Origin of the sequence: Bradyrhizobium sp. SZCCHNR1053 (assembly GCF_032381235.1) — a bacterium.
Taxonomy (GTDB): Bacteria; Pseudomonadota; Alphaproteobacteria; order Rhizobiales; family Xanthobacteraceae; genus Bradyrhizobium.
On record NZ_JAUHJM010000010.1, the window covers coordinates 64,224 to 85,597 of the forward strand.

Here is a 21,374-nt window from a genome sequence, read left to right on the forward strand (position 1 = left end):
CGTCTGTTATCGCGATTGTTGTGACGCAAAATGCCACGTCAGGGGGGCCAAGCCAAACGGTTGTTTGGCCGGAGACGTCAGCTATTCGGCTGGCAGCGGCCGGATTCCGTCGCGCGAAACGGCGAGCACGGCCTCATCGACCCGGCGGCCGGCAATCCGTCGCGCCGGCACGATCTCGGCCAGCGGCACCAGTACGAAGCCGCGTTCGAACAGCCGGGGGTGTGGCAGCGTGAGATCGGGCGTGTCGATCGTGAAATCGTCATAGGCGATCAGATCGAGGTCCAGCGTCCGCGGACCCCAGCGCGTCTCTTGCGCGCGATTGCGGCCGAACATGCGCTCGACCTGGTGCAGAATGCCGAGCAGCGGCCGTGGGGGCATCGCGGTCGCGATCTCGATGCAGGCATTGATGAAAGGCGGCTGCTGCTCCTCGCCCCATGGCGGAGTGATGTAGTCGGACGACCGCGCGACAAGCGCCGCCGAGGCGCGCGCACAGATCTCCGGAATGGCGCTCCGGAACGTCGCCCTGACGTCGCCGACATTGCCGCCGAGAGCAATCAGCGCGCTCGCCATTGCCGTCATGGATGCCGCGAGCGCGTCAGCACGACGCCGACATCCTCGAAGATGGCGGCGATCGGCGCATGCGGCTTATGCACCGTCACCTTGACGGCGCGAATGCGGGCGAAGGTCGACAGGATCGCATCGGCCACCGCGCCGGCCGCGCGTTCGAGCAGGCGGTAGTTGACATCCTTGAACGCCGCCGTCGCGGTCTCCACCACGTCGGAATAGGACACGGTGTCGGCGAGGCGGTCGCTGCGCGAGGAGTCGGACAGATCGGTGTAGAGCTCGAGGTCGATGACGAAGCGCTGGCCGACCTCGCTCTCATGCTCCATCACGCCATGACGCGCGTGGATGAGAACGCCCTTGATGAAGATCGTATCGGTCATCCCAGTGCCTCGATTGCCGCGGCCACGCGCACGGCCTGAACCGTCTCGGCGACGTCATGCGCCCGGATGATTGCAGCACCGCGCCGAGCCGCAATCAGATGCGCCGCGATCGAGCCGCCGAGCCGCTCCTGCGGCTCCGACGCCACCACGGTGCTGATGAAACGTTTTCGCGACGCGCCGACCAGCAGCGGCAGCCCGAAGCGCGCGAATGCGTCGAGCCGCGCCAGTGCGGTCATGCTCTGCTGCGCCGTCTTGCCGAAGCCGATGCCGGGATCGAGCACGATGTTACCAATGGGGATGCCGGCCTTGGCGGCGATGTCGAGCGAGCGCGCGAAGAAGCCCAGCATGTCTTCGATGATGTCGATCTCCGGATCGACGGCAGCGCGGTTGTGCATCACCACGACCGGCGCGCCATGCGCCGCGACGACCGCGGCCATCGCGGGATCGCGCTGCAGACCCCACACATCGTTGGCGATCCCAGCACCATGGTTCAGCGCGTAGTCTACAACTTGAGATTTCATGCTGTCGATCGACACGGGGACGCCGAGTGCGACGATCGCGGGCAGGATCGGCTGCAGGCGCGCCAGCTCATCTTCGGCCGTGACCGGCACCGCGCCCTTGTAAGGCCGGGTGGACTCGGCACCGATGTCGATGATGTCGGCGCCGGCCGCGATCATGCGCTCGGCCTGCGCGATTGCCCGCTCCGGTGCATCGAAACGGCCGCCATCCGAGAACGAATCCGGCGTGACGTTCAGGATGCCCATCACCGCCGGGAATGGACGCGCCAGCCACGGCCGCAGCAGCGGGTGGCTCGACGTGAGGTCCGAGGCGGAGTGCGGCGAAATGGCGCTCATGGGCGCCGCTTTGCGCGGTTGCCACCGTCAAGTCAAGGTGTCGCGCGCGCACAAGCGCGGTCAATCTAGAGGCTGGTCAATAGCTGATCTTCGGCTCCAGCCGGCGCGCCTTTTCGATGAGCTGGCCGACCGACTTCTCCGACGGCAGGATGCGAACCAGCTTCCGCCGGGTGTTCACTTCCTTGATGTTCTGCGCCAGGCGGGCGGGGTTGCGGTGCGCCAGCTCGCGCACGGTGGGCACGCCGGCCGCGCGGACGAGGCAGACCTTGGCCTTGCCCATGCCGGGAATGCGCATGTAGTCGGCGGAATTTGCCCAATCGAGCAGTTGCTGCTCGCTGATGCCGGTCGTGGCGGCAAGCGCCTTGCGCCCTTTCACGGTCCGGGCGGCTTCGAGAAATGCGTCGGTGGTGCGGATGCCCAAAGCTTTCAGCTTGGCAGCATAGAAGGCCGTCATGCCTTCGAGTTCGGTGATCGGATATGTCATGATGCTCGGCGCGCGCGAAGGTGCTTCAGGTGATCTGGCCCAGGCGGTTGGGCTTTGGGCAACCGGCTCAGGCCGGGTGTGCCTGTCGCGATCGTGCCAACTGATCCGCTTCGGTTTGGTCGCGGCCGAATTTGAAAAGTTCACCGGCGGATCGCTGCTGCTCCCGTCGTTGCCGTCCATTGTCGCTGAGGAGGTCGGGCTCGGTGCCGATGATTTCAGCCACGACTCTACCGATGCCGGCCGTTCTGGCCAGCGGCTCAATCAACTCGTTCATGTGAACCCCGTATCATCCGGTCCCCCAAGACCGAACGTCCTCTCGCTGAATTCATCTTGATCGGACGATCCGTGAATTACAAGCGAGGAGCCGGCCCGGTGCGCGAATCGATTCGTGATCGACGATGAACTGTTGCAGCGATGCAAGACCAGATGTTGAATCCACGGCTCAAACCTGCGTATCCCGCAGCACCAATGTTAAGAAGAGTGCGTGTCGTGCGAAGAGGTAAGGCAGCCTGACCCTAGTTCCCATTCGCGAAACTCAACTATGTTACTGCACGAGATGCTCCGCTCCACGTGCGATGCGAAACAATCACTCTCGAAAGATGGATCATCATGGCACCATCCGGAAAATCCCTGGCTGATACCGACGACAAGATCTTCGTGGGAGCCGGTGAGCAGCCGGCCTGGTTGACGCTTGCGCTCGCCAATCGCCACGGCCTGGTCACCGGCGCAACCGGCACCGGCAAGACCGTCTCGCTGCAGGTGATGGCCGAAGGTTTTGCTCGTGCAGGTGTTCCGGTCTTCGCCTCCGACATCAAGGGTGACCTTTCGGGCATCTCGCAAACCGGCGAAGCGAAGGACTTCATCATCAAGCGCGCGACCGAACTCGGGCTCACCTATCAGCCCGATCAGTTCTCGACGGTATTTTGGGATGTGTTCGGCGAGCAGGGCCATCCGGTGCGCGCCACCGTCACCGAGATGGGGCCGCTGCTGCTCGCGCGGATGCTTGACCTCAACGATGTCCAGGAGGGCGTGCTCAACGTCGCGTTCCGCGTGGCCGACGAGAACGGCCTCGCCCTGATCGACATGAAGGATCTGCGCGCGCTGCTCGACGCCATCATTCCGGAGGCCGGCAAGAAAGGCGCTGATGCCGACGCCGATCCGCTGGCGCCGATCCGGAAGGCTGCGCAATCGTTCGGCAACGTCACGCGCGCCACCGTCGGCACGATCCAGCGGCAGTTGCTCGTGCTCGAGAACCAGGGCGGCACGAAGTTCTTCGGCGAGCCGGCGCTGATGCTCACCGACTTCATGAAGACCGACCGCGACGGCCGCGGCATGATCAACATCCTCGTTGCCGACAGGCTGCTGGAGAGCCCGCGACTCTACGCGACGTTCCTGCTGTGGATGCTGTCCGAGCTGTTCGAGGAGCTGCCGGAGGTCGGCGATCTCGCCAAGCCCAAGCTGGTCTTCTTCTTCGACGAGGCGCACCTCTTGTTCAACGATGCGCCGAAGGCGCTGATGGACAAGATCGAGCAGGTGGTGCGGCTGATCCGGTCGAAGGGTGTCGGCGTCTATTTCGTCACGCAGAATCCGCTCGATGTTCCGGACCGGGTGCTCGGGCAATTGGGCAATCGCGTGCAGCACGCGCTGCGCGCCTTCACTCCGCGCGATCAGAAGGCGGTGGCCGCCGCCGCCGACACCTTCCGCCCCAATCCCAAGCTGGACACCGCCAAGGTGATCACCGAGCTCGGCAAGGGCGAGGCGCTGGTTTCGTTCCTGGAGGGCAACGGCACGCCGGCGATGGTGGAGCGCGTCCTGATCCGGCCGCCGTCGGCGCGGATCGGGTCGGTGACGCCGGAGGAGCGCAAGGCGGTCATCGCTGCGAGCCCGGTCAAGGGCAAATACGACACCGCGATCGACGCCGAGTCCGCCTATGAGCTGCTGCAGAAGCGGATCAGCGGAACCGCCGTGACGACGGAAGCCTCGTCCGGCAGCGTGCTCGGCAAGATCGGCGACATCGCCGCGACGATCTTCGGCACCAACGTCAAGCGCGGCCAGCTCTCGACGACACAGGTGATTGCGCGCAACGTCGCCCGCTCGGTCTCCGACAAGGTGGTGGGCGGGATTGCGGCCGATCTCGGCAAGCAGGTCGGCGGCTCCTTGGGCAGTTCGATCGGTCGCTCTTTGGTGCGCGGCGCGCTTGGGGGATTGCTGCGGCGATGATCCAGGCAGCGCTCTCCTTCGGCGCGATGCTCTCGCCGCGGGAGGCTGGCCCGGACCGCGCAACGGAGCTACAAGCGGGCCGATCGTCGTCAATTGCTAAAGGGGTCTCGTGGCCATGGCCAATGCGCAGCTTCAATCCGTTCTCGATCACATCGATGCTGATTTCGACAACAGCCTGGAACGGCTGTTTGCGCTGATCCGCATCAAGTCGATCTCGGCCGATCCGGCCTTCGCTGAGGATTGCAAGGCAGCGGCCGACCACCTCGCCAAGGATCTTGCGACGCTCGGCTTTGCGACCGAGGTGCGGCCGACCGCCGGTCATCCCGCCGTGGTCGGCAAGAGCAACAGCCATGGCGCCGCCAGGCCGCATGTCCTGTTCTATGGTCATTACGACGTGCAGCCGGTCGATCCGCTCGAATTGTGGCACCGGCCGCCGTTCGAGCCTGTCGTCGCCGATCACGCCGACGGCCGCAAGATCATCGTCGCGCGCGGCGCCGAGGACGACAAGGGCCAACTGATGACCTTCGTCGAGGCCTGCCGCGCCTGGAAGAAGGTGACGGGCGCGCTGCCGCTCGACGTCACCGTGGTGATCGAAGGCGAGGAGGAGGTCGGCTCGAAGAACTTCGTGCCGTTCCTCGAAGCCAACAAGGACGAGTTCAAGGCCGACTTCGCGCTGGTCTGCGACACCGGCATGTGGGACCCGAACACGCCGGCGATCACGACCTCGTTGCGTGGCCTGCTCTATGAAGAGGTGAAGATCAAGGCCGCCAACCGCGACCTGCATTCGGGTGTGTTCGGCGGCGGCGCGCGCAATCCGATCCGGGTGCTGACCGAGATTCTCGGCGGCCTGTTCGACGCCGACGGCCGCATCACCATTCCCGGCTTCTATGACGGCGTGAAGGACGTTCCGCCTGAGGTTCTGGAGCAGTGGAAGAAGCTGAACCTCACTCCCGAAAGCTTCCTCAAGCCGATCGGATTGTCGATCCCCGCAGGCGAGAAGGATCGTCTGCTGATCGAGCAGATCTCGTCGCGGCCGACCTGTGACATCAACGGCATCTGGGGCGGCTATATCGGTGAGGGCTCCAAGACCGTGATCCCGTCGCTGGCCCATGCGAAGGTCTCGTTCCGGCTCGTCGAGGGCCAGGACCCGCTGAAGATCCGCAAGGCGTTCCGCGACTACGTGTCGGCGCGCATCCCCGGCGACTGCTCGGTCGAGTTCGGCGATCATTCGGCAGGTGCCGCGATCGCGCTCGACTGGACCATGAAGCCGCTGGCGGCTGCCAAGCAGGCGCTGACCGAGGAGTGGGGCAAGGAGACCATCCTGATGGGCTCGGGCGCCTCGATCCCGATCGTCACCGACTTCAAGAAGACGCTCGGTCTCGATTCACTGCTGGTCGGCTTCGGTCTCGACGACGACAATATCCATTCGCCAAATGAGAAGTACGACCTCAAGAGCTACCACAAGGGCATCCGCTCCTGGGCCCGCATCCTCGCTGCGCTTGCGGAGATGCCGCGCTAGATCCGCTGGATGAGGCCGTAGCCCGCACGAGCGAAGCGACATGCGGGGGCAACGCGGCAGCGCGTGAGATCCCGGATGTCGCTTCGCTCATCCGGGCTACGACTGCGACGGCGCAGATTGTTTGCACGAGGCTGAACTCACGCTGCGCTGGCGACCGACTTCGCAGCGAGATCGCCGCCGGCGATTTTGCGCAGCGCTGCGAGGTTGGCTTCGGCCGAGGCCAATCGCCAGCAGGATTTCCCGCTCGATTTCGCTTCATACAACGCGGCGTCCGCCGCGAACAGCAGGGCTTCCGGATCGGTGCCGTGCTCGGGCGCGACGGCGATGCCGATACTGATGCCGATCTGGACATGCGCACCGCCCGGCATGACCATCGGGGCGGCCATCACCTCGATGATCCGCTCGCCGAGCGCCAGCGCGTGGTCGATCGTCGGATCGCCGGCGAGCACCACGAATTCGTCGCCGCCGATCCGGGCGATGACGTCGTCCGGGGAGGCGGTCCGCCGCAGCGTATTGGCGACGATCTTCAGCAGCTCGTCGCCTGCGGCGTGACCGAAGGTGTCGTTGACCGGCTTGAAGCCATCGAGATCGAGATACAGGACGGCGAAGCTCCGGTCGCCGCCGGCGTTGTCCGTGAGTCTGCTCTGCAGCGCGTCGATCAGGCCGGCGCGGTTGGACAGGCCCGTGAGCGGATCGCGCCGCGCCCGCTCGTCGCTCTCGCGTTTGGACTGCATGACCGCCACCAGCATCTTGTTGAGCCGGAACGCCGCGCCGGTCATCGCGAGGAAGTAGACCGGCATCTGCAGATACATCGCGAACAACAACGGCTCATGCGACGTCGCGACGCCCGGGATCACCGGGCCGATGCTGAACAGGATCATGGTGCCGACGAGGCGCGGCGCGCTGAAATTGCGAAAGCAGATGCCGCCCACCATGGCGGCCGACGAGATGCAGGTGAGTGACGCGGCGACCCAGTCGCCCGACGCCAGGCTGATGCCGACGCCGAAGCCGACGCTGGCGCTCCAGGCCACCGACAGCAGGATGTGGATGTCGGTCGGCGTCGTTAGCCGCTCGCGCGCGCGGCGGTAGGCAATGATCATCACGATCAGCCGCGACAGGCAGATTACGACTTCCATCACGAACCATGTGATGAAGAGGGCGGTCGGCGTGCGCAGCGCAAGCGCCGCGGCGACCGCCACGGTGTTGATGGCGCCGCCGGCGAAAACCGACCAGCAGCCGTACAGCTCACCCGTCAATGCGAGTCGGATATCTGATGACACCGGATATCCCGGGTCGGCCAGCCAGCGCGTCACGCGCCAGCGTGGCAAACTGAACGCCAAACCATCACCCCGCATTTCAATACCTCCGCGGGGTTGCAATAAGCGCGATGGCACTTAACAGGCGTTTAGAGAGGTATCGGCGTCTCGCTGCATGCTTGATGCACGGTAAAAATTTACTCCACGTGGTATGCGCAGCTAACAGCGAACAGAAGTTGAATTCTCAGCCCGAGGTTCTCGCGCGCGCACGTTCTTCGGTGACTGGCGCGACCTCCACCGTCGCGTTGCCGAGCGCGCGGTCGCGCTCGAACACGAGACGGACGCGCTGCCCGACCGGTGTGAGGCCGATCAGGTTGCGAACCTGCGTGGCGCTGCGCACCGGCATGTCGTTCGCTTTCACGATGATGTCGCCCTTGCGCAGTCCCGCGCGTTCGGCCGGCGAGCCCACGGTCACGTCGGCGACGCGCGCGCCCTGAATCCGGCCATCGGCCGGCGCGTCCAGGTCGAGCAGGGTCACGCCGATACGCCCGCGGTCGACGCGCCCGTTGGCGACCAGTTGCTCCATCACCCGCCGCGCCATGTTGATGGGCACGGCGAAACCGATGCCGACATTGCCGCCGCCCGGCGAGATGATCGCCGTGTTGATGCCGACCAGCTCGCCGCGCAGATTGATCAGCGCGCCGCCGGAATTTCCGGGATTGATCGCCGCGTCGGTCTGGATGAAATCCTCGTAGCCCTGCTTGCCGAGGCCGGTTCGCCAGAGCGCACTCACGAGACCCGAGGTGACAGTCTGGCCAAGGCCGAACGGGTTGCCGACGGCGATCACGAAGTCGCCGACCTCGAGCGCGTCACTGTCGCCAAGCGAGATGGTCTTGAGGTCGATGGGGTCCCTGATCTGCAGCAGCGCGATATCGGTGGCAGGATCGCGCCCGACCAGGCGGGCGGCGAATTTACGGCCGTCCTTGGTGCGGATCTGCGCTGTCGTGACGTGCTCGACGACGTGATTGGCGGTCATGACGTAGCCGCGCTGCGCATCGACGATGACGCCCGAGCCGGTGGCGCTGATCTGCTTCTCGACCTGCTTGGGGACATCGAAGAACTCGCGGAACAGCGGGTCCTGGTAGAGTGGGTTGTCCTGGCGGACCTTGCCTTCGACCGAGATGTTGACGACGGCCGGCGTCACCTCCTTCACCAGCGGCGCGAGCGTCGGCACCCGGCCGAGCTTGAGATCGGGAATTTGGGCCAAGGCAGGCCCGGTCATCAGGCAAAACAGGATGGCAGGCGCCAGGACGGCCCGGACAGAAGGCGGAAGCTGCATCGTGATCCCCAACAAGCGCGATCAGGATTTTTCGGCGACGACAGAGCTGGGAAAGCGGCCGGCCCGGTTCAAGAGCCGCACTGGCAATCGTTCCCTGAGAGTGCCAAAAAATTTGCGTGACCCTCTTGAACGAAAAGTTCGGCTTTCCTAGGTCGTTGCTCGCCCGGGGGCCGGATGGACCCGAGGCTTATGACATCGCTGATCTGTAGAGGAGGATGTGCATGCATTTCCGTCCATTGCACGACCGCGTGCTCGTGCGCCGCATCGAGGCCGAGGAGAAGACCAAGGGCGGCATCATCATTCCCGACACCGCCAAGGAGAAGCCGCAGGAGGGCGAGATCGTCGCCGCGGGTCCAGGTGCGCGGAATGAGCAGGGGCAGCAGGTCGCCCTCGACGTCAAGCCCGGCGACCGGGTGCTGTTCGGCAAGCCGCGCCATCGATGGACTTCTGATCGCACGAATCCGGGCGGACTGGTCGCAGCCCGGCCCCGGCTGCGCGAAAGAAATATCTACAAACAACTCATCGCTGCCGCGGCCGGTCGTGGATCGGCCACAACGCGCAGCTATCAATCAGGTTGACGATCGCAGTTCGTCCAGAACCGGCCACAATTGCGTTCATGAGCCGGCTGTGAACGGACCGACGGTCGACGGGAGGTGTGGTTGAGCGCTGTCGCGCCGCCCGGTCTCATCAGCAGCGCGAGCTCGCAGGCCCGATCATGCCAGCCTGGCAATACGATCATCCGCCGCCTAACCCGACCTCCGTCATGAGCATGGGTGATCCTAGACGTTTGACGCGGTTCCTGATCGAGAGCGAGCAGCGCGTGGTGGCACACTGCCAGGCCGTGTTGTCGCGTGGCGACATCGACCAGCGCGAGCGCGACCGGCTGGTCAGCGTGCTCCGGGAGGCGACGATGCGGCTGCAGCGGCTGTCCGCCGTGGCCGCCTGACGGGTGTTGCGCTGCGATAGAGGCTGCGACAAAAAATTCGATTTTTCCTCTTGAAACGGATGTCGGCTGTTCTAAGTCGTCTGCTGCCGCTTCGGCGGCGCCGGGTGCCGTAAGGGCCCGGTCGATATCTGGGCGCTGACCGGTCGTCTGATACTCAGAAGTTTCTGGGACTTTGAAGTTTGCATCGGCTCGGCGCTCCTTCGTATCCATCTTGCTCTTAGGAGGACTTGGCTATGAGGACCTACGACTTCTCTCCGCTGTGGCGTTCGACCATCGGCTTCGACCGTCTGTTCGACCTGCTCGACGAGACCCAGCGCGCGGTCGAGGACAACTATCCCCCGTACAACATCGAGCGGCTCGGCGACGACCGCTACCAGATTTCGCTGGCGCTGGCAGGCTTCGCCCCGGACGAGCTGTCCATCACCGCCGAGCACAACGTGCTCACGGTGGAAGGGCGCAAGGCCGACAAGGAGACCCGCGAATATCTCTATCAGGGCATCTCGTCGCGTCCCTTCAAGCGGCAGTTCAATCTCGCCGACTACGTGCAGGTCACGAACGCGGCGTTCGACAACGGCCTGCTGCGGATCGAGCTGGTACGCGAGATCCCCGAGGCGATGAAGCCGCGCCGCATTGCCATCGGCACGGCACCGGTCGAGCAGATCGCGCAGCAGAAGGCGGCTTGACGCCTTGTTCGAGCTGCGGCGCGGGCGGAATGTCGCCCGCGCCCTTGCAGCAACTGTCTCTTGTGAAAGGAGTGGAAGAGGAGAGACGCCATGAGCGAGCACCGTTTTTCGATCACCGCCGGCAGTGCCGGATTCCATCCGGTCTCACACTACGAGTCGCCGGCAGACCTGCTGAATGACCGCAAGCTGTCACTGGCCGAGAAGCGGCTGATCCTGTCGTCCTGGGCGTCGGACATGTATGCCGTCGAGTCGCAGCCTGGCCTGCGCAAGATTCCCGGCATCTCCAGGCCGCTGCATCTGGCCGACGTGCTCGGTGCGCTGCGTCAGCTCGACCGCGAGGATCAGCCACCGCGCCCGCGCGGCGGGGCCGCCATGCGCATCGTTCCGCCTGTCGATGTCGATGCCGATGGCGCCGCGGCCGACAATCTCCCCGGCGGCCGGATGCGGCCCGCCGCTCGCCTGCGCTTCTCGCGCGAGGCCAATGTGCGGCGCTATAGCAAGCTGCTCGCCACCCGCCTTGCCGAGCACGAGCGGCGCTTCGTCGAGCGCCGGCTGGCCGAGGAACTGCAGCAACTCGACGGTCTGCCTGAGCGGCAGAGCCTGTCTCGGGCGGTGTGCTGCTGACGGACGCATCATCGGACAAATAAAAACGCCGCCCGGAATTGGGCGGCGTTTGATTCCGAAAAGCGTAGAGGGTGATGGACTCAGACTAGCCGATCAGCGGGCGACAATCAATTCCGGTAGCCTGGATTGAGGCGATTGAGCCGGCGCAGCAGTGGCGGCCAGACCAGCTGAGTGGAGCGCAGCTCGACGCGATCCTCATTGTCGAACAGCTTCGCGTTCTTGTCGATGACCTCGTCGCGCACCGGATAGGCCGAGGGTCCCAGCGTGCGCGTGCGCACCTGGATCGAGCAGGCGCGCTCCAGGTGATACATCCGCTCGAAGGCGGAGGCGACCGAGCGGCCGACCGTCAGCGTGCCGTGATTGCGCAGCAGCATGTGGTTCCTGGTGCCGAGGTCGCGCTGCAGCCGCGGCCGCTCGTCATGGTCCAGCGCCACGCCCTCGTAGTCGTGGTAGGCGAGGTCGTGGGTGACGTATTGCGCGATCTGGTTCAGCGGCAGCAGGCCGTCGGCGCAGCTCGACACCGCGACGCCGTCCAGCGTGTGCAGATGGATGACGCAGCCGGCATCCTCGCGCACCTCGTGGATCGCGGAATGGATGGTGAAGCCGGCGGGATTGATGCTGTACTCGCTCTCGGACAGCTGGTTGCCGTAGAGGTCGACCTTGATCAGGCTGGAGGCGGTGATCTCCTCGAACAGCAGGCCGTAGGGGTTGATCAGGAAGTGATGCTCGGGGCCGGGCACGCGGGCCGAGATGTGAGTGTCCACCAGGTCGTCCCAGCCGAACAGCGCCACTAGGCGGTAGGCGGCGGCGAGATTGACCCGCTGCGACCATTCGGCCTCGGTCATGTTCGACGGCACTTCCTTGAGGCGCGCTTCGGCTGGCGACATGGCATTCTCCGATTTCCAGGGTTGACCGGAGCCTAAGCGGCACGCCGCCGTGCGGCAAGGCGCAGGGCAGGGCAGCAGTCATGTCGTTTGGCTGAGTAGGCCGCTCAGGGCGCCGGGATCGACAGCAGGCTGGAAATGCTGCGGCCGCGGATGTCGTAGACCCGGGCGAACACGACGTCGTCGCGCTTGATCTCGACCATGACAGGGGCAGTCAGTCCCTTGCAGTAGAACTCGCCGAGCGTCATGGCGAAGTCGGCCGCATGGCTGTCCCAGCCGATGGTGAAATCGGGGCCGAGCGCGACCTGGGCGGGACGCTGCGGGCCGCACACCGCGACCTTCCATTTGTGCCCGATCGGCGGCACCTCCTGGCGCTCGTCGAGCTGCTCCTTCAGCCCGTCGGAGGCCTGCTTCAACGCCAGCCCCCAATAGTCGAGCATGAAGCGGGTGTCGGCCTCGCGCACGGTGCCGGCGATGAAGTTGAAGTGGGTGTACTGATAGGGATGCAGCCGGATCATCTCGGCCAGCGGCAGCAGCAGGCCGAAGCAGAAGGCGGCGATCGCCACCGGCTGCCAGCTGCGGCGCTCGTCGGCGTTGAGCCACGACAGCAACCACGAGAACGCGATGCCGCCGAGCAGCGCCATCGGCGGGATCACGAACACGAAGTGGCGGATGCCGTTGTAGAGCGCCGGGCGTTTGACGATCGCGATCAGGATCGGCAGCGTCGCCGCCAGCGTCAGCATCAACAGGATGCTCTTCTGGCGTGCCGGCACGTCGGGCCGCGACAGCGACATGATGGAGGCCACGACGCCGGCGACGAACAGCGCAATCATCAATTCAGGCAGCTGCAGCGCGAACAGCGTCGGCAGGTACGACCAAGGCATGTCCGGCACTGAGACCAGCGCACCGTCGAACATCTCCTTCCACGGCTTCTCGAAGAAGTGTGAGAAGTAGGTCAGGGCCCGGAACGGGTTGGCCGGCTCGATGATCGACCAGGGCCAGATCAGCCCCATGATCAGGTAGCCCAGGATCAGGCCGGGGATCAGCACATAGAGCACGTGGGCGAAGCGGCGGATCGCCTCGCGCGGCCCTTGCGTGCGGTATTCCTCCATGAACAGCGGCATGAAGCCGACCATCGCATAGACGACCGCCATGCCGCCCAGGATGCGCGAGCCGATCGCAAAGCCGGCCCCCAGGCCCAGGATCAGGATGGTGCGCGGCGAGGGGTAGGGATACTCATCGGCGAGGCGGACCAGGCCCATCAGCAGCACCACCATCGCCACCGCGAAGGGCGCATCCTTCGGGTTCATGAACATGTGGCCGTAGAAGATCGGGCAGAGCGCCAGCAGCAGCAGGGCGGCAAGGCCGGCCACCGGGCCGCCGATGCGGCGCGCCAGGCGCCAGGTCACGGCAAGGCCGATCAGCCCGACGATGGCGCCGACCAGCCGGCGGGTCTCGAACAGCTCCAGCGGCAGGATCTTGTGCAGCAGGGCTGCAACCATGTCGAAGCCGCCGCCGTACATATAAAGGTTGGCGAACGACAGCGCCGCCTGATCCCTGAAACCGGAACCGTACATGCGCAGCAACAGATCGGCATATTCGGCATGGGTGTAATCATCCCAGCCGAGGCCGTAATCCCGGAATGTGAGCCCGGCCACCACCGCGACCGCGGCAAGCACGAACATGGCAAGATCGTCATACGTCCGCTCAAGGGACCGCCGCGTCGGCGTCTCGAGGACCGAAGTGGTTATCGTTGTCATGGCTGAGTGTAACCCGGCGTCCCCTGGCGACCCCGCTTCCGCGTTTCAGGCCTGTGTTCCCCGCCTCCGTATAGCGCGTCCCGGCTTCCGAGGTGTCGGAATTATGGGAAGGCATGCTTCTCGCAGCGCAGCGGGGACCCGAATTTCGGCTGCTGAGCGCCATATTGGCACAGTCAAATGAACGCCCGCTGAACCACAGGGGCCGGAAGAACCCGGGAGGAACCTCAATGAATGCCGAGGGTTGGCCGATGTATATTGTGGCGGCATCATGACGATGGCTGCACGGCGGACGAGAACTTCAGCAGGATTGGCCGAACTTCCGCTGCAAATTGTCGCGGATTTGGACTAGAAACCGGATTCAAGGACGCGGGCAACCGCAACTATCTAATGTGATTTCGGTCGGGACACCGTCCGGAACCGGCGCATTAGGGGATGAGTTCGATGATGAGTGCAATGTTGGCCGCCGGGGCCCTCGCCGTGTTGGCCGGGCTCGGGGCGATCGCCTGGGGAATTCCAGTCAAGGAGTTCAGCGTCGGTAACACGCTGATCCTGTCGGGGACCCTTGGCGTCTGCAGTGGGCTGATCCTGTTCGGACTGTCGGCCGTCCTGAGCGAGCTGAAGATGATCTCGAGTCGGCTGCGGTCGCGTCCGGGCGCTGAGGCTGAGTCCGAACCCAGGCCTCTTCAGCTCCCGCTCGCCGCCGGCAAGACCGACTTCGAGACCGCCCCGGTGCCGCCGACGGAGGACGTCTGGCGCGAGGGCGGCTCGCCACGTCCGCGTCCCCGCATGCCGGACCTGTCGTCTCCCTTGTCCTCGGGGGTGTCGTCGTCGCCACTGTCCTCGTCTCCCTTGTCGGCCTCGCTGCGCGAGTCGAAGCCGGCCTCGGATGAGCCGCCGGCCGAACCCGCCGAGCGGCCCAAGCGCAACCTGCTGTTTGCGTCTTCGTCGCGCCGCGAGCGGGAGCGCGCCGAGAAGCGCGGCGCCGAGCCGCCGCCGACGGATTTCCGGTCTCCGCCCCTCAGCGACCCGCCGCCCGTGCCGCTGGACGAGCCCGCCGCAACCGAATCGGATTCGTCGTTCGACAATGGCTGGTCGCGACCGGAGCGGACGCGGACGCCGGAGCCTCTGCGCCCGCCCTTCCCGCGACGCTTGGCGCGGGCCGCACCGGCCTTCGTCGAGCCCGAGCCAACCCCGCCGCCGCCCGAGCCGAAGGACCTGGACGCGCCGGCCGTCAGCATCGTCAAGTCGGGCGTGGTGGATGGGATGGCCTATTCGCTCTATTCCGACGGGTCGATCGAGGCGCAGATGCCCGAAGGGATGATGCGCTTCGCGTCGATCGACGAGCTGCGCACCCATCTCGAAGGCCGCTCCTGACGGGCCAGACCACACGGTCAGGTTGAGCGCGTCTGGAATGTGGTACACAGTACTTGGCAGGTGACAGACTTCTCAAGAAGAAGTCCTCACTATCTTGTCATTTTGCCAGTCAATTGCCCATATTGCTTGTAGAATCGCGAGACAACGCTGTCACTCGGCGTGAGTGATACTTGCGATCGAGGGATACTTTGCGATCGACGGTCACAGGGCGGAGCGGGATGAGGGTTCGATGACCGAAGCGGCCGGCAAGAGCTTTATCGATCTGACGGCCGACATCGTGTCGGCCTATCTCAGCAACAACCCGACCCCGGCGGCGGAGATTCCCTCGCTGATCAGCCAGGTGCATGCCGCGTTGACCCGGGTCGCGGCGGGACGAAGCGAGCCCGCGCCGGAGCCGGCGCGGCCGGCGGTGCCGGTCAAGAAATCGATCCACCCGGACTATCTGGTCTGTCTCGAGGACGGCAAGCGCTTCAAGTCCCTGCGGCGGCATCTGCGCACGCAGTACAACATGACGCCGGAACAATACCGCGACAAATGGAACCTGCCGCCGGACTACCCGATGGTGGCGCCCAACTATGCGGTCACCCGGTCGCAGCTCGCCAAGAAGATGGGCCTGGGCCAGCAGCGGCCCGAGCGGGAGAAGTAGCCGAACCGATCAGGACGCCGTGGCGAGCGCTTCGCGGGCGTCGGCACGGATGCGCTCGACCATCGAGCGCAGGCCGTTGGAGCGCTGCGGCGTCAGGTGCTCGCGGAACCCGAGCTCGTCGAACACGGCGGGCGCATCGATGGTCATGATCTCCTGCGGCGTCCGCCCAGAATACAGCGTGAGCAGAATTGCGATCAGACCGCGAACGATATGGGCGTCGCTGTCGCCGAGATAGTTCAGCACCGGCACGGCGCTGCTGCGATCGACGTGCTTCGACAACCAGACCTGGCTGGCGCAGCCCTGCACCTTGTTCGCGGCGGAGTGCTCGTCCTCCGGCATCGGCGCCAAGGTGCGGCCGAGCTCGATCACGTAGCGGTAGCGGTCGTCCCAGTCGTCGAGCAGGGCGAAATTGTCGCGGATGTCGTCGATCGTCATGATGCTCTTCGGTCCCGATATCGGCCTTCATATAGGCGTTCGGGACGGCGAAAGCGACAGTCGGTTCCGCCGGTTCAGGGCGTCGGCGGCAGTTGCCATTCGGCGGCGAGATCGTCGGCCGAGAGCGTGTCGGCCGGCGCGTCGCCCGGGGGAACCTCCTCGACCACGGGGGTGTCGATCGAGCCGGTGTGATCGTTGCCGCGCTTGTCGAGACTGGCTGGTTTCACCGGGCCGATGAACTTGTCGGCGCCGGCCGGCTTCTCCGCGGCATCGGCCTTGTCGGTGATGATCTGGTAGATCTTGCGCGCGCCTTCCTGGGCGCGGTGGCCGATTACGGTCGCAGCCTGGCCGCCGACCTCACAGGCCTGCGGCTGCCGCTTGCAGAACTGGCTCATGTCGGAGACGGCGGCGGTCGCAGCCTGCACGGCTTCGTGCGCATTGATCTGCGGCAGCTTGTCGGCGTCTTGGCTCTTCTCGCGCGGCAGCAGCACCAGCACGAGCCCGAGCCAGAATGCCATCCGAAGCAGAAAGAACATCACGCAACCCCGACCGTGCTGCTGATCTCGCGTGCTCAAATCGCGCAACCGGGATCGCAGCTGATTATTCTATGTCGCGACTGCTTGCATTGGGCTTAATTGGTTGAGATTTCGCGAAGCCGGAGGCCGGATTTTCTTCGGAGTAAATTTTTCATTGGCGCGGGCCGCATGCGCCGCGCAACCGGCTGTAGATCGCACAGCTTTCGCAACCGCAGGCCCGGCCGGAAACGATGCATTCACCATCCCGGCCGAATGGCGGGCTCACCGCAGTCTGGCCCTTAGCGTTCGCTTAATGCGAGTCTGACACGGTGACTTCCGACGACAGGGGGCGTCCCGGCGCGTTCTCTTTGTGAGAACGACCGACAGGCCGAGGCGCGAGAGCCGTGAGTGTGTTGAGTATCATCCGCGATTGTCTCGATGCGTTATTGCATCCATCGGCTCGAACTGATGCGATGACGCGCGCGCGTCACCGCGCCTTCATCGCGCCGCGCCTGCTGGGCAGCCTCGCCGTCTTCGCCGTGTTTCCTGCCTATCTCGCGATGCGCGGCGCGCCGAGCGCGCTCGAGGTCGGCGCGCTGTCGTGGCTGATCGCGCCCATCCTGCTGTCCTGGTATCTGTCGCGCACCGGCCGCTACGAGAGCGCCTGCGCGCTGTCGTCGCTGGCGTTGTCGGCGTTGATCATGGCGGTCTCGATCGAGACCGGCGGCATCGAATCCTTTGCCGCGGTGTGGCTGATCGTCGTTCCCCTGGAAGCCTCGTTCTCGGCCTCGCGCCGCGTCGTCGTGTTCTCGGCCGTGCTCGCGCTGTGCTGCGCGCTGCTGCTCATCCTCATTGGTCATTTCGGCTGGCTGCCGAAGCCCGAGACCACCCCCGCCTTGCGCACCGTGCTGCTCGCCTTCGGCGTCGCCTCCGCGACGCTCTATGCGGCCGTGCTCGCCTTTGCCGCCGACACGCTCGCGCGCACCAGCGTGACGCTGCTGTCGATGGAGGAGGAGCGCTATCGGCTGCTCGCGCGCAACATGAGCGACGTGATCTCCCGTCATCGCCGCAACGGCGCTGTCATGTTCATCTCGCCCGCGGTCGAGACGCTGCTCGGCGCGCCGGTCGCGCAGTTGCACGGCCATGGCCTGTTCGAACGCGTCCATGTTGTCGACCGGCCGGCCTATCTCACGGCGCTGTCGGAGGCGGCAGGCGGCAGCGAAGCCTCGAGCGTCGAGTTCCGCCTGCGCCGCGATGCGCCGGGCGAGGGGCGCGGCTTTCAGCATCCGGTCGATTTCATCTGGGTCGAAATGCGTTGCCGCCCCCTCGACCGCATCGGCGTGGCGCCGGGCGGATCGGAGCAGGAGGTGGTCGCGGTCATGCGCGACGTCACCGACCGCAAGCTGCAGGAGCAGGCGCTCGAATTGGCGCGCGGCGCCGCGGAGCGCGCCGACGCCGCGAAGACGCGATTCCTCGCCACCATGAGCCACGAGCTGCGCACGCCCTTGAACGCCATCATCGGCTTCTCCGAGATGCTGATGCAGGAGCAAATGCTGGTGCTGAACGCCGCGCGGCGCCGCGAATATGCGCAGCTCATCAACGATTCCGGCCAGCATCTGCTGTCGGTCGTGAACGGCATTCTCGACATGTCGAAGATGGAGTCCGGCAATTTCGAGCTGACGCCGGAGCCGTTCGCGCCACGCGCGGCGCTGATCAATTGCTGCAACCTGCTGGCGCTGCGGGCGCGCGAGAACGGTGTCGATCTGTCGGCCGACGTGCCGCAGGACCTGCCGATGGTCACCGGTGATCCGCGCGCCTTCAAGCAGATCGTGCTCAACCTCGTCTCCAATGCCATCAAGTTCACCGAGCGCGGCGGCCGTGTCACGGTCTCTGCCGGCGTCGACGGCGCGCGCCTGCTGCTGCGAATCACCGACACCGGCGTCGGCATCGCCGCCGATGATCTCAAGCGCATCGGCGATCCGTTCTTCCAGGCCGGCAAGACCTACCAGCGCCGTCACGAGGGAACCGGCCTCGGTCTGTCGATCGTCAAGAGCCTCGTGAACTTGCACGGCGGCGAAATGTCGATAGAAAGCAAGATCGACGAGGGGACCACGGTCACGATCGCGCTGCCGATCAACTTCGTGGCCGAGGCGGCCGCGGGCGCCACCATCACGCCGCTGTCGCCCTCGCGCTCCGCCCTGCCAGGGCAGGTCATGCAGGTGAAGAAGAGTGCCTAGACGAGCTGCAGAGGATGATCCGGCGCCGCCGCGCCGTCGCAAGCGCGCCGCCGCGGCTGCGGCCGTCGTCGCGGACGAGCGCGGCTGGCTGCTGCGGGCCATGCTCTACAGCCCCAAGGATCTGTTTGCGGGCCTGCTGGCCTGCGCGGCCGGCAGCGCCATCATCGTCAATGCCGTGTTCCTGCAATCCGGACCGCATCCAGCGCCGATGTTCGGGTCCATCGTGACCATTCCGCCCAATCTGACGAGCTCCAATCCGCTGCCGCGGCCCCGGCCGATGGACATCTCGCCGTTGGATCCGAAGGTGATCGAGACGCGGCCCGCTGAAACCAGGGCTGCAGAGCAGAGGGCGGTTGAGCAGCGCGCCACCGAGGCGCGTCCGGATCAGAAATATGCCGATCCTCTGGCGGATCTCGTCCGCTCGGTCAGCGGCGGTCAGGGCAACGTGCCGCGTCCGCAGCCGACGCAGCAGGGCGGCAATGTCCGCCGTGTCGCCGCGGTCCAGCGTGCGCTGACCGAATACGGCTATGGCCAGTTGAAGCCGACGGGGATGGTCGGCTCCGACACCCAGGCCGCGATCCAGAAGTTCGAGCGCGAGCGCAAGCTGCCGGTGACGGGCCAGGTGTCGGACCGCCTGGTGCGCGAGCTTGCGATTGTCATCGGTCATCCGATCGAATAGAGCAGGGGCGGCTGCGACTTGCAGCGCGCTTGCACCTGCATCGAACCATCATGCGATTGAAGAGCAGCATCTGGGTGAGCGCCTATCTGCGGCGTTGCCAGTCGGCCGGCGCGTTCAGCGCGATCCGCCACCGTGGCGCCGAGGAAGCCGGCGCGGTGTTCGTCAAGGTCGCGCTGATGGACGGCACGGCCCAGCTCTATGTTCCCGCGCCGCAGACCGTCTATGACGACAGCCGGCCGATCGACCGCTTCTTCGTACCGATATCGCCGCAGCCGATCGAGGAAGCGCAGATCGAGGAACGCCTGGTCAAGGAGCTGCGCTTCGATCCCGACGCCTGGATCATCGAGACCGAGGACAGGCAGGGCCGTCATTTTCTCGATCTCGTGCGCGAGCGTCCCTGATCATCGCCAAGATTCGGGGCAGCGATCGCGCGTCATCGCTTGAAGCCGTCGGTCCCCGTGCGCACGATCGGCCTCGTCGCGGTGCCGGCCCGCGCCGTGCTGCCACGGACGTGCTGACGTTCGTCGTCATAGAGCGCCGTGCGATGCTTGGCCCTGATCGCGGCCATCCCGGAGCCGCGCCAGGCCGCCAGCATGATCAGCGCCGCGCGCTCGCTGAGGCGCTCGTAGAAACGTGACAGCCGAAACACGGTCTGGACGGACTGGCCCATCTCCGGCTTGAGGAACAGCAGCACGCGCTCGAACACCGGCGCCGGCATGCCGAGCGCCTTTGCGGCGCAGGCCAGCGGCTCGCCGTTCGGGTCGTTGACGACCTCGTGGGTCATGCGTGAGGGCAGGATCAGGCTCTCGCCGAGCTCGATCGTGAACGTCTCGACGTCGGCGTTGAAGGCGGCCATCTCCAGCGCCTCGATCGCATGCACCGCGCGGTGCAACGGCGTCGGCGCGGCGGGTCTCAGCGGCGTGGTGGCGAGGTTCTGCAGGATGGCGATGCGTTCGTGCGAGGCGGCGCGCATGAACATCTCGCTGAGCTCGGCGGCATCCTTCGGCTGCATCGACAGTCCGGACGCCGCGTCGTCGCGCGGCGGGATCGGAGACGACGCGCGAAGCGATGCGGGAATGGGGCCGGCGAGCGGCGGCGTCGGCTCGCTCTGCGCCGGGCGCAAGCCCAGCTTGTTCAAAATCTCGATCGGCGTCGCCGGATAGATCGCCAGCCGCGCTCGCACCGCCGCACGGGTCGCATCATCGACGTCGTCGACCAGACGGGAGGCCAATTCGACGAACTGCCGCTCCTCGTCGGCGGAATGCGCGCTCGCCTGGACATAGAGGTCGGTCAGGACGCGCAGCAGAGTGGGCTTGATGTCCACGCCCTCGCGGCGCGAGAGCGTGAGCAACCCGTCGAAGCCGGGGAACAGCGATGATCTTGTCATGTCGGGGTACGCAACTTCGGCAATCGTTGCGCCGATTAGAGCGGAGTTGTTTTAATGCGGCGTTAAGGAAAACAATCGGTGAAGATGGGCCGAAATGACCCGGTGAGACAAAGGCGCAACGCTGGCTTGCCTTCTCTCCCGCCGGTACACGCGATCCGTGTCGGGCGGCCCGCGCATTAATATCCTCTTAACCACGTCCTGATCTTAATCGATCCGTTCGATGATCTCGCCTTGGCCGCGTCACGCGGCCAGCCTGATCTTCGCCGCGCCGAATGCCAAAGTGCAGCTTCATGCGCCGGCATTCGTGATCGTCAGTTCTGCGTGCCCTCTTGCCTGCGAAGTTCGGGCGACGGGGAGTTTTCAGGGGGTCAGAACTTCGGGCACGAAAGAGAGTCAACATGGCGACCATCATTGAATTCCCGGCGGGCGTTGCGCGTCGCGCGCGGCCTGCCGTGACCGGCGCGCCGCAGGAGGGCATGGGAACGATCCTGATTCTTCCCGTCGTTCGGATCGAGCGCGAGACCCCGACCGACGACCGCGGGCCCCGCGAGGGCACAGCGCCAAGCCGCCGCCGCCGTCGCCGCTGAC

The 21,374-nt window shown here is 65.6% G+C and carries 23 protein-coding genes and 1 pseudogene; 13 read left to right on the plus strand and 11 right to left on the minus strand.

Annotated elements, in window-relative coordinates:
• Positions 1-81 precede the first annotated feature (81 nt).
• The 4 genes from folK to QX051_RS21845 form a co-directional block, all read right to left on the minus strand.
• A complete protein-coding gene (gene folK / locus QX051_RS21830) occupies positions 82-570 on the minus strand; it encodes a 2-amino-4-hydroxy-6-hydroxymethyldihydropteridine diphosphokinase (RefSeq protein WP_315777643.1) in 489 nt (162 codons plus the stop codon).
• A 5-nt stretch (positions 571-575) separates the two neighbouring features.
• Positions 576-944 carry a dihydroneopterin aldolase gene (folB, locus tag QX051_RS21835; RefSeq protein ID WP_009028138.1) on the minus strand — a complete coding sequence of 123 codons (369 nt, stop codon included), beginning with the start codon at positions 942-944 and terminating at the stop codon, positions 576-578.
• Positions 941-1,798: a dihydropteroate synthase gene (gene folP, locus QX051_RS21840; RefSeq protein ID WP_315777545.1), complete on the minus strand. Its 858-nt coding sequence runs from the start codon at positions 1,796-1,798 to the stop codon at positions 941-943. Before folP ends, folB begins: the two co-directional genes overlap by 4 nt.
• 76 nt (positions 1,799-1,874) lie before the next feature.
• Positions 1,875-2,282, minus strand: coding sequence for a DUF4332 domain-containing protein (locus tag QX051_RS21845; protein WP_315739877.1), 408 nt, complete (start codon positions 2,280-2,282; stop codon positions 1,875-1,877).
• On the opposite strand from QX051_RS21845, the gene QX051_RS21850 reads away from it, so the two are divergent.
• From QX051_RS21850 to QX051_RS21860, 3 genes are all read left to right on the plus strand, one after another.
• On the plus strand, positions 2,281-2,616 hold the full coding sequence (locus QX051_RS21850; protein ID WP_315739876.1) for a hypothetical protein: 336 nt from the start codon (positions 2,281-2,283) through the stop codon (positions 2,614-2,616). The two genes, QX051_RS21845 and QX051_RS21850, sit on opposite strands and share 2 nt — an antisense overlap.
• A gap of 275 nt (positions 2,617-2,891) precedes the next feature.
• Complete coding sequence (locus tag QX051_RS21855) at positions 2,892-4,502, plus strand: helicase HerA-like domain-containing protein (protein WP_315739875.1); 1,611 nt, start codon at positions 2,892-2,894, stop codon at positions 4,500-4,502.
• A 115-nt stretch (positions 4,503-4,617) separates the two neighbouring features.
• Complete coding sequence (locus tag QX051_RS21860) at positions 4,618-6,021, plus strand: M20/M25/M40 family metallo-hydrolase (protein ID WP_315777546.1); 1,404 nt, start codon at positions 4,618-4,620, stop codon at positions 6,019-6,021.
• 137 nt (positions 6,022-6,158) lie between these two features.
• On the opposite strand, the gene QX051_RS21865 is transcribed toward QX051_RS21860, so the two are convergent.
• Together QX051_RS21865 and QX051_RS21870 are read right to left on the minus strand one after the other, a co-directional pair.
• Positions 6,159-7,376, minus strand: coding sequence for a GGDEF domain-containing protein (locus tag QX051_RS21865; RefSeq protein WP_315777547.1), 1,218 nt, complete (start codon positions 7,374-7,376; stop codon positions 6,159-6,161).
• A gap of 145 nt (positions 7,377-7,521) precedes the next feature.
• A complete protein-coding gene (locus QX051_RS21870; protein ID WP_315777548.1) occupies positions 7,522-8,616 on the minus strand; it encodes a trypsin-like peptidase domain-containing protein in 1,095 nt (364 codons plus the stop codon).
• A 221-nt stretch (positions 8,617-8,837) separates the two neighbouring features.
• Here QX051_RS21870 and QX051_RS21875 point away from each other — a divergent pair.
• From QX051_RS21875 to QX051_RS21890, 4 genes and pseudogenes are all read left to right on the plus strand, one after another.
• Positions 8,838-9,044, plus strand: a pseudogene (locus QX051_RS21875) (co-chaperone GroES); the annotation flags it as partial.
• Positions 9,045-9,331: 287 nt separating this feature from the next.
• The gene (locus tag QX051_RS21880; RefSeq protein ID WP_315716108.1) at positions 9,332-9,562 is read left to right on the plus strand and encodes a hypothetical protein; all 231 of its coding nucleotides are present in this window, start codon (positions 9,332-9,334) and stop codon (positions 9,560-9,562) included.
• 233 nt (positions 9,563-9,795) lie between these two features.
• Entirely contained in the window at positions 9,796-10,245 is a 450-nt protein-coding gene (locus tag QX051_RS21885) for an Hsp20 family protein (protein WP_315739871.1), read from the plus strand.
• A gap of 90 nt (positions 10,246-10,335) precedes the next feature.
• A complete protein-coding gene (locus QX051_RS21890; RefSeq protein WP_315777549.1) occupies positions 10,336-10,869 on the plus strand; it encodes a hypothetical protein in 534 nt (177 codons plus the stop codon).
• 107 nt (positions 10,870-10,976) lie between these two features.
• Here QX051_RS21890 and QX051_RS21895 read toward each other — a convergent pair whose 3' ends face one another.
• Both QX051_RS21895 and QX051_RS21900 read right to left on the minus strand, forming a co-directional pair.
• Positions 10,977-11,756 carry a class II aldolase/adducin family protein gene (locus QX051_RS21895; protein WP_315777550.1) on the minus strand — a complete coding sequence of 260 codons (780 nt, stop codon included), beginning with the start codon at positions 11,754-11,756 and terminating at the stop codon, positions 10,977-10,979.
• Between the two features lie 104 nt (positions 11,757-11,860).
• Positions 11,861-13,513 (minus strand): glycosyltransferase family 39 protein, encoded by a 1,653-nt coding sequence (locus QX051_RS21900; protein ID WP_315756490.1) that lies wholly within the window; start codon positions 13,511-13,513, stop codon positions 11,861-11,863.
• Between the two features lie 441 nt (positions 13,514-13,954).
• Between QX051_RS21900 and QX051_RS21905 the strand changes: the two genes are divergently transcribed.
• Together QX051_RS21905 and QX051_RS21910 are read left to right on the plus strand one after the other, a co-directional pair.
• Positions 13,955-14,887 carry a hypothetical protein gene (locus tag QX051_RS21905; protein ID WP_315739866.1) on the plus strand — a complete coding sequence of 311 codons (933 nt, stop codon included), beginning with the start codon at positions 13,955-13,957 and terminating at the stop codon, positions 14,885-14,887.
• Between the two features lie 229 nt (positions 14,888-15,116).
• A complete protein-coding gene (locus QX051_RS21910; RefSeq protein ID WP_172112134.1) occupies positions 15,117-15,533 on the plus strand; it encodes a MucR family transcriptional regulator in 417 nt (138 codons plus the stop codon).
• Positions 15,534-15,542: 9 nt separating this feature from the next.
• On the opposite strand, the gene QX051_RS21915 is transcribed toward QX051_RS21910, so the two are convergent.
• Positions 15,543-15,968 carry a SufE family protein gene (locus QX051_RS21915; RefSeq protein ID WP_315739864.1) on the minus strand — a complete coding sequence of 142 codons (426 nt, stop codon included), beginning with the start codon at positions 15,966-15,968 and terminating at the stop codon, positions 15,543-15,545.
• 74 nt (positions 15,969-16,042) lie between these two features.
• Complete coding sequence (locus tag QX051_RS21920) at positions 16,043-16,504, minus strand: DUF5330 domain-containing protein (protein ID WP_315777551.1); 462 nt, start codon at positions 16,502-16,504, stop codon at positions 16,043-16,045.
• 452 nt (positions 16,505-16,956) lie between these two features.
• Here QX051_RS21920 and QX051_RS21925 point away from each other — a divergent pair, with 452 nt between their 5' ends.
• The 3 genes from QX051_RS21925 to QX051_RS21935 are packed head-to-tail and all read left to right on the plus strand — an operon-like array spanning position 16,957 to position 19,800.
• On the plus strand, positions 16,957-18,720 hold the full coding sequence (locus QX051_RS21925) for a PAS domain-containing sensor histidine kinase (protein ID WP_315777552.1): 1,764 nt from the start codon (positions 16,957-16,959) through the stop codon (positions 18,718-18,720).
• Complete coding sequence (locus QX051_RS21930; RefSeq protein ID WP_315739861.1) at positions 18,713-19,399, plus strand: peptidoglycan-binding domain-containing protein; 687 nt, start codon at positions 18,713-18,715, stop codon at positions 19,397-19,399. The genes QX051_RS21925 and QX051_RS21930 overlap by 8 nt, the downstream gene beginning before the upstream one ends.
• 50 nt (positions 19,400-19,449) lie before the next feature.
• The gene (locus QX051_RS21935) at positions 19,450-19,800 is read left to right on the plus strand and encodes a DUF1491 family protein (RefSeq protein WP_315739860.1); all 351 of its coding nucleotides are present in this window, start codon (positions 19,450-19,452) and stop codon (positions 19,798-19,800) included.
• 32 nt (positions 19,801-19,832) lie between these two features.
• Here QX051_RS21935 and QX051_RS21940 read toward each other — a convergent pair whose 3' ends face one another.
• Positions 19,833-20,786, minus strand: coding sequence for a DUF2336 domain-containing protein (locus QX051_RS21940; RefSeq protein ID WP_315777553.1), 954 nt, complete (start codon positions 20,784-20,786; stop codon positions 19,833-19,835).
• 398 nt (positions 20,787-21,184) lie between these two features.
• Here QX051_RS21940 and QX051_RS21945 point away from each other — a divergent pair, with 398 nt between their 5' ends.
• Positions 21,185-21,373, plus strand: coding sequence for a hypothetical protein (locus QX051_RS21945; protein ID WP_315777554.1), 189 nt, complete (start codon positions 21,185-21,187; stop codon positions 21,371-21,373).
• Position 21,374: the final 1 nt, after the last annotated feature.